A 12,584-nucleotide genomic window follows, 5' to 3' on the forward strand; every position below is an offset into this window, starting at 1 on the left:
GTCAGTTGAGATCTTCCGGATACGGAAAATGCTCGGCCGCCAACGGTGGCGTATTGTAGAACGATTGCAGCGCCTGAATAAAGCGCGCAGGCCTTGTGGGTATTCCCTGCTCCAGCAGCGCCAATACCCGGGCGCGCACCTTGCGTTGGAACGCGATGCGATCCGGCTCGCAGTCGCCGTTCAGGTTGTCGCAGCTGACGTTGAACGGGAAACCGGCCGCCACGCAGAACATCCATTCCAGTGCCTGCGGTTTGATCTCCACGGCTTCGAATTCGCTCTGGGTCTGCGCGTCGCGCCCGTCCGGGCAATACCAATAACCGAAGTCCACCAATTGACGACGCGCGTCACCGGCGATGCACCAGTGCGAGATTTCGTGCAGGCCGCTGGCGTAGAAACCGTGGGCGAACACGATGCGGTGATACGGCAGTTCATCATCGGCCGGCAGGTAAATGGGTTCGTCGTCGCCCTTCACCAGGCGGGTGTTGTAGTCATCGCTGAAGCACCGATTGAAGATCGCGATCAACTGCTCATAGTGATGACGGGTCTGCGTGTCTGACATAAAAACTCTATAACCACAAAAATAAAGAGGCCATTATACCCGATAAGACAGGGCGCGTAAGCAGCGCACCCTCTTCATCTTTAACCGTGCACGAAGGCGGCCAACCACTGCTGAATCTCTGCGCCGTGATTGTCGTACAGCAGCTTGAGGCTCATCACCAGTGAGACGATCACGATCATCGGCCGAATCAGTTTCTGCCCGCGGGTCAGCACCATGTGCGCGCCCAAACGTGCCCCCAGCACCTGCCCCACCAGCATCACCAGACCGATGCTCCACACCACCTTGCCGCCGATGATGAACAGCGCCAACCCGCCGACGTTGGAGGTAAAGTTCAGCACTTTGGCGTGCGCCGTAGACTTGGCGAGGTTGAAACCGCACAGCGTCACATAGGCCAGCGCGTAGAATGAGCCGGCGCCGGGGCCGAAGAAACCGTCGTAAAACCCGACGCAGCCGCCGGCCACCAGCCCGAACGGCAAGGCGCCGAGGCGGCGTTGACGATCTTCCTCACCCAGTCGCGGCATCAGCAGGAAGTAGAGACCGATGCCGATCACCAGCAGCGGCAACATCTGCCGCAGCACATCGGCGCGCATATGCTGCACCAGAATGGCGCCGGCGATCGAGCCGATCAGCGTCAGAAAAATCGTCAGCTTCTGGTCATTGAGGTTCACCGCTCGCCGACGAATGAAGTACAGACTGGCGGAGAAGGAGCCGCCGACCGACTGCAGCTTATTGGTCGCCAGCGCCTGCGCCGGAGGAACCCCCACTGCCAGCAAGGCCGGCACCGTCAGTAATCCGCCGCCGCCGGCGATGGAGTCGATAAACCCCGCCAGCAGCGCTACCGCAAACAACACCCCGAGCATCTCGGGGCCAATGACGAACCAGTCCATGAGTTATTCCGCTGAGAAATGGTGATCCAGCAATGCCTGACAGGTCGGCGGTAACGGCGGCGGCACGGATTTGCCCGGCTTCGCGTTAGGCTGATGCGGCACGAACCAGCTCGCCAGTTCGGCGCCGCAGCCGTCGCCCGGCGGCGGCGTATCCTGCTCCTGGCACTCCAGGCTGCCGGCCGGGCAACGCAGGCGCACGTGCATGTGCGCACGGTGACCGAACCACGGCCGCACCTTGTGCAACCAGGCGCGATCGGCGCCGGCGTCCAGACACAGACGCTGCTTGATCGCCGGGTTGACGAAGATGCGCGTCACCTCCGCATCCTGCGCCGCCAGCTTGATCAGCGACTCAATTTGCGGTTGCCATTGGCGCGCCACCACCTGCTTGCCGTCGCCCGACACCAGGTCGATCGGCTGCGGCTTGAGCAATTGCTGCGCGCTCCAGCGCTGGCGCGGCAGCTGCAGCCAGATGTCGACGTCGAGCCCCGACTGGTGGCTGGCGTGGCCGCTGCTGAAGCGCCCGCCGGCCGGCATCGCCATGTCGCCGATCAGCACCGTGCCCAGCGCTTTCTGGTTCGCTTTACTGCTGAGGCGCTGAATGAACGCCAGCAGATCCGGGTGGCCGAAATAGCGGCGCTGGTCGGTACGCATCACCTGGTAGTTCGGTGAATTCAGCGGCAACGGCTGCGCGCCGATGACGCAGCCGTTGGCGAAACCGCCCACCGCCTGCGGCGCGCCGGCCACCGGATGATCGATTTTCTGCCACGGCGTCAGCGCCATGGCGGAGGCGGAGGCCGTCAGGGCCACCAGGCCCAACATCCAGTTTTTCATGGCGATTACCAGCGCGGTACGTCGGAAACCACATCACCGTTTTGCGCGCGCTGGCGCAGCAGGTGATCCATCAACACGATCGCCATCATCGCTTCGGCGATCGGCACGGCGCGGATGCCCACGCACGGATCGTGGCGACCGCGGGTGACCATTTCCACCGCTTCGCCCTGGCGATTGATGGTGCGCCCCGGCACCATAATGCTGGAGGTCGGCTTCAGCGCCAGATGCGCGATCACCGGTTGGCCGCTGCTGATGCCGCCGAGAATGCCGCCGGCATGGTTGCTCTGGAAGCCTTCCGGGGTGATTTCATCGCGGTTTTCGCTGCCGCGTTTGGTCACCACGGCGAACCCGTCGCCGATCTCCACGCCTTTCACCGCGTTGATGCTCATCAGCGCGTGCGCCAGATCGGCATCGAGGCGGTCAAACACCGGCTCACCCAGGCCAACCGGCACGTTTTCAGCAATCACGCTGACCTTGGCGCCGATGGAGTCACCCTCTTTTTTCAGCGCGCGCATCAGTTCGTCCAGCGCTTCCAGCTTGTCCGGATCCGGGCAGAAGAACGGGTTCTGTTCGACCTGATCCCAATCTTTCAGCTCGCAGGTCACGTCGCCGATCTGCGCCAGATAGCCGCGCACCTGCACGCCGAACTTCTGCTGCAGGTATTTCTTGGCGATAGCGCCCGCCGCGACGCGCATGGCGGTTTCACGCGCCGAAGAGCGGCCGCCGCCGCGATAGTCGCGCAGACCGTATTTCTGTTCGTAGGTGTAGTCGGCATGCCCTGGACGGAACACGTCTTTGATGGCGCTGTAGTCTTGCGAGCGCTGATCGGTGTTTTCAATGATCAGACCGATGCTGGTGCCGGTGGTCACGCCTTCGAATACGCCGGAGAGAATGCGCACCTGATCCGGTTCACGGCGCTGGGTGGTGTAACGCGAGGTGCCCGGACGACGACGGTCCAGATCGTGTTGCAAATCGGCTTCGGTGAGCGGGATGCCGGGCGGCACGCCGTCGACGATACAACCCAGCGCCACCCCGTGAGATTCACCGAAGGTGGTGACGCGGAAAATCTGCCCAATACTGTTTCCTGCCATCACGGCTCCTTACCGTTAGTCTTTTATCGTTATGCGGCCCGCCATGCGGGCCTTGGAAATGCGGCTTAGCTGCGATAGAGGCTGAAGTGTTCCTTGCAATCCACCAGCTGCTGCTTGGTCAGCATGAACACGCCGTCGCCGCCGTTTTCGAATTCCAGCCAGGTGAACGGGATGTCCGGATATTGTTCCATCAGATGTACCATGCTGTTGCCCACTTCACAAATCAGCACGCCGTCGTCGGTCAGGTAGTCCGGCGCGCAGGCCAGAATGCGGCGCACCAGCTTCAGGCCATCGCTACCCGCCGCCAGGCCCAGTTCCGGCTCGAAGCGGAACTCCTGCGGCAGATCCGACATGTCTTCCGCATCGACGTACGGCGGGTTGGTGACGATCAGATCGTACTGGATCGCGGGAACGTCGCGGAACAGATCGGAACGGATCGGGATCACCTGATGTTCGACGCCGTGCGCCTGAATATTGCGCTCGGTTACCGCCAGCACTTCGCTGGAGATGTCCACCGCGTCCACTTCCGCTTCCGGGAAAGCGTAGCCGCAGGCGATGGCGATGCAGCCGCTGCCGGTGCACATGTCGAGGATATGGCGCGGCGGGTGCGGGATCAGCGCGCTGAAACGATCGTTGATCAGCTCGCCGATCGGTGAACGCGGCACCAGCACGCGCTCGTCGACGTAAAATTCCATGCCGCAGAACCAGGCCTTGTTGGTCAGATAGGCGACCGGGATGCGTTCGTTGACGCGGCGGATCACGCGCTCAACGATGCGATGGCGCTCGCTGGAAGTCAGACGGGCGGTGTGCATGTCCTCCGGAATGTCCAACGGCAGGAACAGGCTTGGCAGCACCAATTGCACCGCTTCGTCCCACGGATTATCGGTTCCGTGACCATAATAGATATTGGCGGCGTTGAAGCGGCTTACCGTCCAGCGCAGCATATCTTGAATGGTGTGCAGTTCGTTCACTGCTTCGTCGACGAAAATTTTGTCCAATTTGCCCTCCGGCAGGCGCTGTGTTTCATGATTTAGCCGCATAGTTTGCCATGAAGCCCGCGACAAATCACGCTTGCCCCTCGCGCTTTTCACTCTGGCCCGAGTTTTGCGTCGACAGCGCTCATTCACAAGGTAAACTAGCGAAATAAACGATTTCCGGTGAATGAAGCATGAAGAACAAGCCCCCTCTGAGCAAAGACGAACAACAGCTCTTCAGAGAGTCGGTGGCGGGCGCGAAAAAGCTGCGCCAGGACACCATCGTCCACCGCCCGCCGAAGCCCAAGGTCAAACAGATTGCGCCACAGAGGCTGCTGCAGGAGCAGGTCGATGCCAGCTATTATTTTTCAGATGAATACCAGCCGCAGCTGGAAGAGGAAGGCCCGACGCGCTACGTGCGCCCCGGCAGCAGCCCGTATGAGCTGAAGAAGCTGCGGCGCGGCGATTATTCGCCGGAGCTGTTTCTGGATTTGCACGGCCTGACCCAGCTGCAGGCCAAGCAGGAACTGGGGGCGCTGATCGCCGCCTGCAAACGCGAGCACGTGCACTGCGCCTGTGTGATGCACGGGCACGGCAAACACATCCTCAAACAGCAAACGCCGCTGTGGCTGGCGCAGCACCCCGACGTGCTGGCGTTCCACCAGGCGCCGAAGGAATGGGGTGGCAACGCCGCCATCCTGCTGTTGGTGGAGCTGGCCGAGTAGCCCCCACAGAAACGACTCAGGGCGATGTCAGACATCGCCCTGAGTTTATTCCGCACCGCATCCGCGGTTCACACTTTGGCCATCACCTGCGATGGGCTGACCTGCCATTCAAACTTGCCGTAGCTGCCGTCCGCCGGCAGATCGACGTTGGCAATCGCCGAGGTCGCGAACATCGGCGGGCACTCGCCCGGGCACAGTTCGGCCACCAGATACCCCACCAGCGGCAGGTGCGACACGATCAGCACCGAGCTCACCCCTTGCATCGCCAGCGCCTGCAGATAGCTGCCGACCTGTTCGGCGTTGCCGCCCGGCGTCAGCTCGGGCAACACTTCTTCGCCCTCCGGCAGCGTCAAGGCTTCACGCACCGTCGCCAGCGTCTGTTCGGCCCGCAGATAGGGGCTGACCAGCACGCGTTCAATATCCACAGACTTGGTGTTCAACCAGGCCGCCATCTGACGGGACTCGTCGCGGCCGCACAGGGTAAGGGGCCTTACCGCATCGCTGGCTGCCTCGAGCGCCGCCTCTCCGTGACGCATAATCAAAACTTGCATATTGCACCGCTGTTGTTGACAAAGTAACGCTATACAGAAACGCCGTGCGTGCTGTACCGCCGAGTTTTCCAACCCAAAGCCAAAGCTTTAAAACGATAACGCGCCGTCTCTTTATGGCGGCCGGGCATTTTGCCTGAAAGTTTGCCTAAAGAAAACGCTGTTTTTTACAGCAACCCTCCCCGGGCAAACCTCGATTGCTCACAGAACAATCAATTCAACGGGTTAAATTTTAACCTTGCCGCCATGAAATTTATTGATGGCGGTCAAGCTAACTTACCGCTGCCTCAGCCTTGCTGTACAGCCTCACCGGCTGACGCTGTCGCAAGGAGTGATGGCGATCACAACGCGGCCCTGTTGCAACTATAGTGCAAATCGGGCCGCCCTGCGTTCAGCTCCCCAACGGGTAAAAGCGCTCGCCCTGCTGCGCCATGCGCTGCAAGCGCTCGCACGGCGCGAAGTGCTCGCCGTGCTGCTGGCGCAGGTAGTCCAGCGTCTTCACCACTTTCTCGGCGCCGAGCTCGTCCATATAGCGGAACGGGCCGCCGAGGAACGGCGGGAAACCGATGCCGAACACCGCACCGATATCGCCGTCGCGCGCGCTGCGGATCACGCCTTCATCCAGGCAGCGCGCCGCTTCGTTCAGCATCATCATCACGCAGCGCTGGGCGACGGTCGCCGGCAGCATGTGCGCCTTCGGCGTGACGCCGAGCAACGTATACAATGAGGTATCCGCGCGCTTACGCCGCTGACGCTGCTGCCCCTCGCTCGGGTAAAGATAGAAGCCGCGGCCGTTCTTGCGCCCTTTGCGCCCGTCCTTCAGCACCGCATCGAACGCGGCAGGCGCGGCGAAGCGCGGCCCCAGCGCCTCAACCAGCACCGGAATGATCTTGGTGCCGACGTCGATGCCCACTTCGTCCAACAGGGTGATAGGGCCGACCGGGAAGCCGAAGTCCACCAGCGCTTTGTCCAGCGATTCAATGGGCTCGCCTTCCAGCAGGCAGCGCGCCGCTTCGTTGATGTACGGCGCCAGGATGCGGTTGACATAAAAACCGGCGCTGTCGCCCACCACGATGGCGATCTTGCCCTGCTTGTGCGCCAGCGCAACGGTGGTGGCGATGGTTTGTTCGCTGGTGCCGGCGTGCGGGATCACTTCCACCAGCGGCATTTTATCCACCGGGCTGAAGTAGTGCAGACCGATCACCTGCTGCGGCCGCTGGGCCTGTTCGGCGATGTGGCCGATAGGCAGCGAAGAGGTGTTGGAGGCGAACACGGTATGCGGCGCGCAGTTCGCTTCGACCTCGGCCACCATTTTCTGCTTCAGCGCCAGATCCTCAAACACCGCCTCGACCACGATATCCACCTGCTCGAAGCCGGTGTAATCGGTGGAGCCGGAGATCAGCATCATCTGCTTTTGCCGCTCCGCCGGGCGCATGCGCTTGCTGCGTACCCGTTTGCCGAGCACGTCCCAGCTGTATTTCAGCGCATGATTGATGCCGGTTTCATTGATGTCTTTGATGCGCACCGGCAAACCGCCGCGCGTGGCGGTGACACAGGCGATGCCGCCGCCCATCAGGCCGCCGCCGAGAATGCCGACGCGATGCAGGGCATGCGGCTGAGCATTGCCGCCCCGCTCTTTTTTCAGCGCGGTGGAGGCGAAGAACAAGCTGCGCAACGCCGCCGACTGCGGCGTCATCGCCAGCTCGCCAAAGGCGCGCGCTTCGGCCTCATAGCCGCTGGCGCTGCCGTGATCCAGCCCGGTGCGCACCACCTGAATAATGCGCTCCGCCGCCGGGTAGTTACCGTGGGTTTTCGCCAACGTTTTCTTGCGCACGATGCTGAACAGCAGATTTCTGCCCAACGGGCCATTGAGCAGGCGATCCTGCCACGGCAGCTCGCGCTGATGTTTCCAGCCCTGTTTCACCCGCTCGATGGCGGTCTGCAACAGGATCGATTGCGGCACGGCGTCGTCCACCAGCCCCATGCGCAGCGCCTGGCGGGCGCGAATGTGCTTGCCGGTCAGGATCATGTCCAGCGCCTTGGCGGCGCCTATCAGGCGCGGCAGGCGCTGAGTGCCGCCAGAGCCCGGCAGCAGGCCCAGCTGCACTTCCGGCAGACCGAGCGCGGTTTTGTCATCCAGCGAACAGACGCGGCCGTGGCAGGCCAGCGCCAATTCCAGCCCGCCGCCCAGGCAGGCGCCGTGGATGGCCGCGACCACCGGCACCGGGAAAGCGGCGATCTGCGCCAGCGTGCTCTGCCCTTTCTTGGCCAGCGTTTCCGCCTCTTTGGCGCTGGTGCAGGCGGCGATCATGGTGATGTCGGCGCCGGCGATAAACGAGTCCGGCTTGCCGGAAACGATCACCAGCCCTTCCAGTGCAGTGTGCTGCTGCGCCCGGATCAGCACGTCGTTCACCTGTTCGACGAACTCGGCCTTGAGCGTATTGACCTTGTCGCCCGGCACGTCGATGGTGATCACCCCGATGTTGTCGGGGCGGATCGTCAGTTGAAAGGCCGACGGTTTGGCGCGCTGTTCATGCAATGCGTTTTCGAAACTCATTATTCCACCTCCACGATCATCGCGGCCCCTAACCCGCCGGCGGCGCAGGCGGTGGTCAGGCCCAGCCCGCCGCCGCGGCGTTTCAGCTCACGCAGCGTCTGGGTGATCATGCGCGCGCCGGTGGCGGCGAACGGGTGGCCATAGGCGATGGAACCGCCCAGGACGTTGAATTTGTCCATGTCCACTTCGCCGATCGCCTGGCTGCGGCCAAGCTTCTCGCGGGCGAACGCTTCGCTGGCGAACATCTTCAGGTTAGCCAGCGTTTGCGCGGCGAAAGCTTCATGCATATCGATGAGCGTCAGATCGGCCAGACCGATGCCGGCGCGATCCAGCGCCAGCGGCGTGGCGTAGGAAGGCCCCAGCAGCATGTCTTCCCACACGTCGATGGCGGCGAAGGCGAAGCTGCGCAAATAGCCCAGCGGCTGCAGGCCCAGCTCTTTGGCGCGCGATTCGCTCATCATCAGTACCGCCGCCGCGCCGTCGGTCAGCGGCGTGCTGTTGGCCGCGGTGACGCTGCCATGCTTGCGATCGAACGCCGGTTTCAGCTTGGCGTAGGACGCCAGGCTGGAGTCTTTACGGATGTTGTTGTCTTCGGAAAGCTGCGCGCGGTATGGCGGCACGTAGGCGGTCATCACCTCATCGCGCAGCCACCCCTCCCGCCAGGCCTTGGCCGCCAGCTCGTGGGAACGGTGCGCCAGCGCATCCTGCGCCTCGCGGGTGATGCCGTGGCTTTTCGCCATCTGTTCGGCGGTATCGCCCATGCGCAGGCCGGTGGAATACTCCGCCACCGCCGGCGGCACCGGCATCAGATCGCGGAATTTCAGCCGGCTGAACAATTTGAGGCGCTGCGACAGCGTGCGCGCCTTGTTGACGTCCACCAACGTGCGCGCCAACGCCTTGCTGACGCCGATCGGCAAGACGGAAGAAGAGTCCGCCCCGCCGGCGATGCCGACGCTGATGCTGCCGGCCATGATGCTCTCCGCCACGTTGGCGATCGCCTGGAAGCTGGTGGCGCAGGCGCGCGACACGCTGTAGGCGTCGGTATGGACGCTCATGCCGGTGCCCAGCACGATTTCACGCGCGATGTTCGGCGCCTCGGGCATTTGCACCACCTGGCCGAACACCAGCTGCTCGATAAGCTGCGGATCGATACCGCTGCGCGCCAACAGCTCGCTCACCGCCGTTTTCCCTAAATCCACCGCCGGAATGCCGTGATAGGCGGTCGCCTGTTTGGCAAAGGGGGTACGCAGTCCATTCACAATCGCAATGCGGTCACCATGACGGGTCACCAACGGCAGTGCCTTACTCATAAATGCTCCTGAAGAAAATAACGTCAGCGCAATGGGCAGAAAGAGGTCTGACCTGATGAGGTCATTGTTAACCAAACGGTTACATTTGGCAAACCGGCAGAGATCAAAACTGCGAGCAGGCGCACTTTCTATCGGGAGGGGGTACGGGAAAGGAAATCCCCGGCGCACAACAGGCGGCACCGGGGGTAAAGCCGGGATTAACGCAGGCCGAGCTGGAAGATCAGAGTTTCCGCCTGGCAGGCGAAGGTGAAATCGGCCTCCAATTGCACGCCGCCGTCAACCGGTTTAATGCTACTGCTGATGTCACAAGGGTCGGATTCGACCGCGCGCGCCTTTTCGCTCAGGGCCGCCAACATCGCCTCCGCATCGTGTTGATTACTGAACACCTGGCTGTAGGATGCGGTGCAATCGGTGTTATCCATTACGGTGCCGACATCCACGCAGCAACACGCGGCGGTTTCCTGGGCGCTGCATTTATTAATTGCATCTGACATGATTGGTTCTCCTCAAGGGCCTCGGTTATCAGCCCAAATTGCCGTTTCACTCACCGGCACAAAGCCACAAAATTCTGCAGATATTTTACGCTTCCGCGCCGGCAATCACTAGCACTTACTTTTATTAGGTGTTTTAAGTGATGGAAATCACAAATAAAAATGAGCGACTGCTAAGGGATGGTAAGAATTTTGTTATTTACCGCTGGCTTTTTGTTAAGCAGATCTCTTTTTTGATATCAGGTTGGAAATATTTCAAAAACAAACTTGCAACATTTTCACAGGTCAGACCTATACTTCAGCCACTGGTCTGATTTGTCTGAACGATAACGGACCCTACAATCCCGCGCTCCTTGTTACTTCGTGTAACAATAGTTTAAATAATAAACACATAATGAGGTTTTGGTCATGAGCCAGAAAAACCTATTGACTAAATCAGCTCTCGCAGCTGCAGTGGCAATTATTTCTTCAAACGTGTCTGCCGCAGGATTCCAGCTGAATGAGTTCTCATCAGCTGGTTTAGGACGTTCGTATTCTGGCGAAGGCGCCATGGCGGATACGGCGGCCTCCGCAAGCCGCAACCCGGCGTTGCTGATGATGTATACCCGCCCGGAACTCTCTTTCGGCGCAGTCTTCATCGATCCGGACGTCGATATCAGTGGCCAATCCCCTTCCGGCGCCAGTCTGGATGCGAAAAACATCGCGCCGACCGCCTGGGTGCCGAACCTGCATTATGTTCACCCGATTAACGATCAATTCGCCGTAGGCGGCTCGGTCACCAGCAACTTCGGTTTGGCGACCGAATACAACGACGGTTACGCGGCGGGTTCCATGGGCGGCAAAACCGACCTGGAAACCTTGAACCTTAACCTGAGCGGCGCTTATCGCCTGAACAAGAACTTCAGCTTCGGTCTGGGCTTTGACGCCGTTTATGCCAAGGCCAAACTCGAGCGCTATGCCGGCGATCTGCCAAAACTGATCGCCGGATCGGGCAAGTTACCGCCACAGTTGGCCGGCCCTGTTTCGCAGATCCCGGCAGATACCCAGATTTCGCACCTGAAAGGCGACGAATGGGGCTTCGGTTGGAACGCCGGTATTCTGTACGAAGTGGATGAAAACAACCGTTACGGCTTCACCTATCGCTCAGAAGTGAAAATCGACTTTGACGGCGATTACAAAAGCAGCCTGCCTTCAGCCTTCAACCCGTTGCTGGCCTCTCAAGGTCTGCCGTGGGGCACCAACGGCACCACCATTCCGGGTTCTCTGAGCCTGCACCTGCCGGAAATGTGGGAACTGTCCGGCTACAACAAAGTGGCGCCGCAGTGGGCTATCCACTACAGCCTGGCCTACACCAGCTGGAGCCAGTTCCAGGAGCTGAAAGCCACCGGCAACAACGGCCAGACGCTGTTCCAGAAGCATGAAGGCTTCAAAGACGCTTACCGCATCGCGCTGGGCACCACCTACTTCTACGACGATAACTGGACCTTCCGTACCGGTATCGCCTTCGATGACAGCCCGGTGCCTGCCCAAAACCGTTCGATCTCCATTCCGGATCAGGACCGTTTCTGGCTGAGTGCCGGTACCACCTATGCGTTCAACAAAGACGCCTCGGTTGACGTCGGCGTGTCCTACATGCACGGCCAGAAAGTCACCATCAATGAAGGTCCTTACACCTTCACCTCCGAAGGCAAGGCCTGGCTGTACGGCGCCAACTTCAACTACCGCTTCTAATCTCGCCTGAGATGGATGCCAAAGCGCCCCGCGGGGCGCTTTTTCTTTGCCTGTCGCTCGCCGCGGGCGTAAAAAAACCCGCCAGACGGCGGGTTTTCATGGGCATAAGGCCGGTGGTTACTGCGAGTCGATCTCGTCCAGATCGCCCTGAATCGCCTTGGCGTTCGGGTTCTCTTCCGGCTTGAGCGAACCGCCGTTGGCGATGAAGTCGTGGCGCTGGAAGTAAGCTTCGCGCACCATGACATAAGGATCGGAGGAGTTGCGCAGCAGGCCGTCGGAATCCAGCAGTTGAGCGCGGGTTTCGATCCCCTCGACCACCCATTTGCCCGCCGACATCCAGAAGGTCAGGTAACTCAGCATCGGATACAGCGTATCCGCAAAGTCGCCGCCTTCGTCACGCAGCGTGAAGCTGCCGTAGCCCGGCAGCATCACGTACGGGCCGTAACCCACATCGTAATGGCCCAGCGTGCTGCCGAAGCGGTTCGGTTCTTCGCGCGCCAGTTTCGGGTTGGCCATGCCGGCCACGTCGATCAGGCCGCCCATCCCGAGCAGGGTGTTCAGGAAGAAACGGTTGAAGTGGATCATCCCGCGGTAGGGATCGCCCTTGAGGAAGGCGTTGACCATGCTGGCCGGCTCTTCCAGGTTGGAGGTGAAGTTGCTGATGCCGTTACGCGCCGGCATCGGCACGTAGTCGCGCCAGGCCACCGCGACCGGACGCAGGATATAAGGATCCAGGACGTTGTAGTTGAAGTCGAACATCGTCCGGTTAAATCCTTCCAGCGGATCGGAACGCCCTTGCGGATCGTTGTCTGGCGCGCTGGCACAGCCCACCAGTAATACCGTTGCGAATGCCACCCCAGTCAGGCGAAAGTTCATATTT

12 protein-coding genes are annotated in these 12,584 nt (G+C 60.9%); 2 read left to right on the forward strand and 10 right to left on the reverse strand.

Annotated features, from left to right (window positions below):
- Window position 1 precedes the first annotated feature (1 nt).
- From WFM45_RS13215 to prmB, 5 genes are all read right to left on the reverse strand, one after another.
- Window positions 2-559, reverse strand: a complete 558-nt coding sequence (locus WFM45_RS13215) for an elongation factor P hydroxylase (RefSeq protein WP_033632477.1) — start codon at window positions 557-559, stop codon at window positions 2-4.
- An 80-nt stretch (window positions 560-639) separates the two neighbouring features.
- Entirely contained in the window at window positions 640-1,446 is an 807-nt protein-coding gene (locus WFM45_RS13220; RefSeq protein WP_048324550.1) for a sulfite exporter TauE/SafE family protein, read from the reverse strand.
- A gap of 3 nt (window positions 1,447-1,449) precedes the next feature.
- The gene (gene mepA, locus WFM45_RS13225; protein WP_172574860.1) at window positions 1,450-2,277 is read right to left on the reverse strand and encodes a penicillin-insensitive murein endopeptidase; all 828 of its coding nucleotides are present in this window, start codon (window positions 2,275-2,277) and stop codon (window positions 1,450-1,452) included.
- A 5-nt stretch (window positions 2,278-2,282) separates the two neighbouring features.
- Window positions 2,283-3,368 (reverse strand): chorismate synthase, encoded by a 1,086-nt coding sequence (gene aroC, locus WFM45_RS13230; protein WP_004936219.1) that lies wholly within the window; start codon window positions 3,366-3,368, stop codon window positions 2,283-2,285.
- Window positions 3,369-3,433: 65 nt separating this feature from the next.
- Window positions 3,434-4,366, reverse strand: coding sequence for a 50S ribosomal protein L3 N(5)-glutamine methyltransferase (prmB, locus tag WFM45_RS13235; RefSeq protein ID WP_028127753.1), 933 nt, complete (start codon window positions 4,364-4,366; stop codon window positions 3,434-3,436).
- 170 nt (window positions 4,367-4,536) lie between these two features.
- Between prmB and smrB the strand changes: the two genes are divergently transcribed.
- Window positions 4,537-5,067 (forward strand): endonuclease SmrB, encoded by a 531-nt coding sequence (smrB, locus tag WFM45_RS13240; protein WP_004936226.1) that lies wholly within the window; start codon window positions 4,537-4,539, stop codon window positions 5,065-5,067.
- A 68-nt stretch (window positions 5,068-5,135) separates the two neighbouring features.
- Here the strand turns inward: smrB and sixA are convergent, their stop codons facing one another.
- From sixA to WFM45_RS13260, 4 genes are all read right to left on the reverse strand, one after another.
- Window positions 5,136-5,618: a phosphohistidine phosphatase SixA gene (sixA, locus tag WFM45_RS13245; protein WP_004936230.1), complete on the reverse strand. Its 483-nt coding sequence runs from the start codon at window positions 5,616-5,618 to the stop codon at window positions 5,136-5,138.
- A 388-nt stretch (window positions 5,619-6,006) separates the two neighbouring features.
- Window positions 6,007-8,172, reverse strand: a complete 2,166-nt coding sequence (gene fadJ / locus WFM45_RS13250) for a fatty acid oxidation complex subunit alpha FadJ (RefSeq protein WP_336955996.1) — start codon at window positions 8,170-8,172, stop codon at window positions 6,007-6,009.
- On the reverse strand, window positions 8,172-9,482 hold the full coding sequence (gene fadI, locus WFM45_RS13255; RefSeq protein WP_004936237.1) for an acetyl-CoA C-acyltransferase FadI: 1,311 nt from the start codon (window positions 9,480-9,482) through the stop codon (window positions 8,172-8,174). The genes fadJ and fadI overlap by 1 nt, the downstream gene beginning before the upstream one ends.
- 197 nt (window positions 9,483-9,679) lie before the next feature.
- Window positions 9,680-9,976, reverse strand: a complete 297-nt coding sequence (locus WFM45_RS13260) for a YfcZ/YiiS family protein (protein WP_004936240.1) — start codon at window positions 9,974-9,976, stop codon at window positions 9,680-9,682.
- Window positions 9,977-10,381: 405 nt separating this feature from the next.
- On the opposite strand from WFM45_RS13260, the gene fadL reads away from it, so the two are divergent.
- A complete protein-coding gene (fadL, locus tag WFM45_RS13265; protein ID WP_075685896.1) occupies window positions 10,382-11,704 on the forward strand; it encodes a long-chain fatty acid transporter FadL in 1,323 nt (440 codons plus the stop codon).
- Window positions 11,705-11,821: 117 nt separating this feature from the next.
- Here the strand turns inward: fadL and mlaA are convergent, their stop codons facing one another.
- Window positions 11,822-12,580, reverse strand: coding sequence for a phospholipid-binding lipoprotein MlaA (mlaA, locus tag WFM45_RS13270; RefSeq protein ID WP_044030769.1), 759 nt, complete (start codon window positions 12,578-12,580; stop codon window positions 11,822-11,824).
- Between the last annotated feature and the right edge of the window lie 4 nt (window positions 12,581-12,584).

It is taken from the genome of Serratia sp. KG1D (genome assembly GCF_037150675.1).
Taxonomy (GTDB): domain Bacteria; phylum Pseudomonadota; class Gammaproteobacteria; order Enterobacterales; family Enterobacteriaceae; genus Serratia; species Serratia nematodiphila.

What these genes read in the sequence shown, in the direction of transcription:
- WFM45_RS13215 (WP_033632477.1), bottom strand. Translation starts at nt 559, where the DNA reads ATGTCAGACACGCAGACCCGTCATCACTATGAGCAGTTGATCGCGATC.
- WFM45_RS13220 (WP_048324550.1), bottom strand. Translation starts at nt 1,446, where the DNA reads ATGGACTGGTTCGTCATTGGCCCCGAGATGCTCGGGGTGTTGTTTGCG.
- mepA (WP_172574860.1), bottom strand. Translation starts at nt 2,277, where the DNA reads ATGAAAAACTGGATGTTGGGCCTGGTGGCCCTGACGGCCTCCGCCTCC.
- aroC (WP_004936219.1), bottom strand. Translation starts at nt 3,368, where the DNA reads ATGGCAGGAAACAGTATTGGGCAGATTTTCCGCGTCACCACCTTCGGT.
- smrB (WP_004936226.1), top strand. Translation starts at nt 4,537, where the DNA reads ATGAAGAACAAGCCCCCTCTGAGCAAAGACGAACAACAGCTCTTCAGA.
- sixA (WP_004936230.1), bottom strand. Translation starts at nt 5,618, where the DNA reads ATGCAAGTTTTGATTATGCGTCACGGAGAGGCGGCGCTCGAGGCAGCC.
- fadJ (WP_336955996.1), bottom strand. Translation starts at nt 8,172, where the DNA reads ATGAGTTTCGAAAACGCATTGCATGAACAGCGCGCCAAACCGTCGGCC.
- fadI (WP_004936237.1), bottom strand. Translation starts at nt 9,482, where the DNA reads ATGAGTAAGGCACTGCCGTTGGTGACCCGTCATGGTGACCGCATTGCG.
- WFM45_RS13260 (WP_004936240.1), bottom strand. Translation starts at nt 9,976, where the DNA reads ATGTCAGATGCAATTAATAAATGCAGCGCCCAGGAAACCGCCGCGTGT.
- fadL (WP_075685896.1), top strand. Translation starts at nt 10,382, where the DNA reads ATGAGCCAGAAAAACCTATTGACTAAATCAGCTCTCGCAGCTGCAGTG.
- mlaA (WP_044030769.1), bottom strand. Translation starts at nt 12,580, where the DNA reads ATGAACTTTCGCCTGACTGGGGTGGCATTCGCAACGGTATTACTGGTG.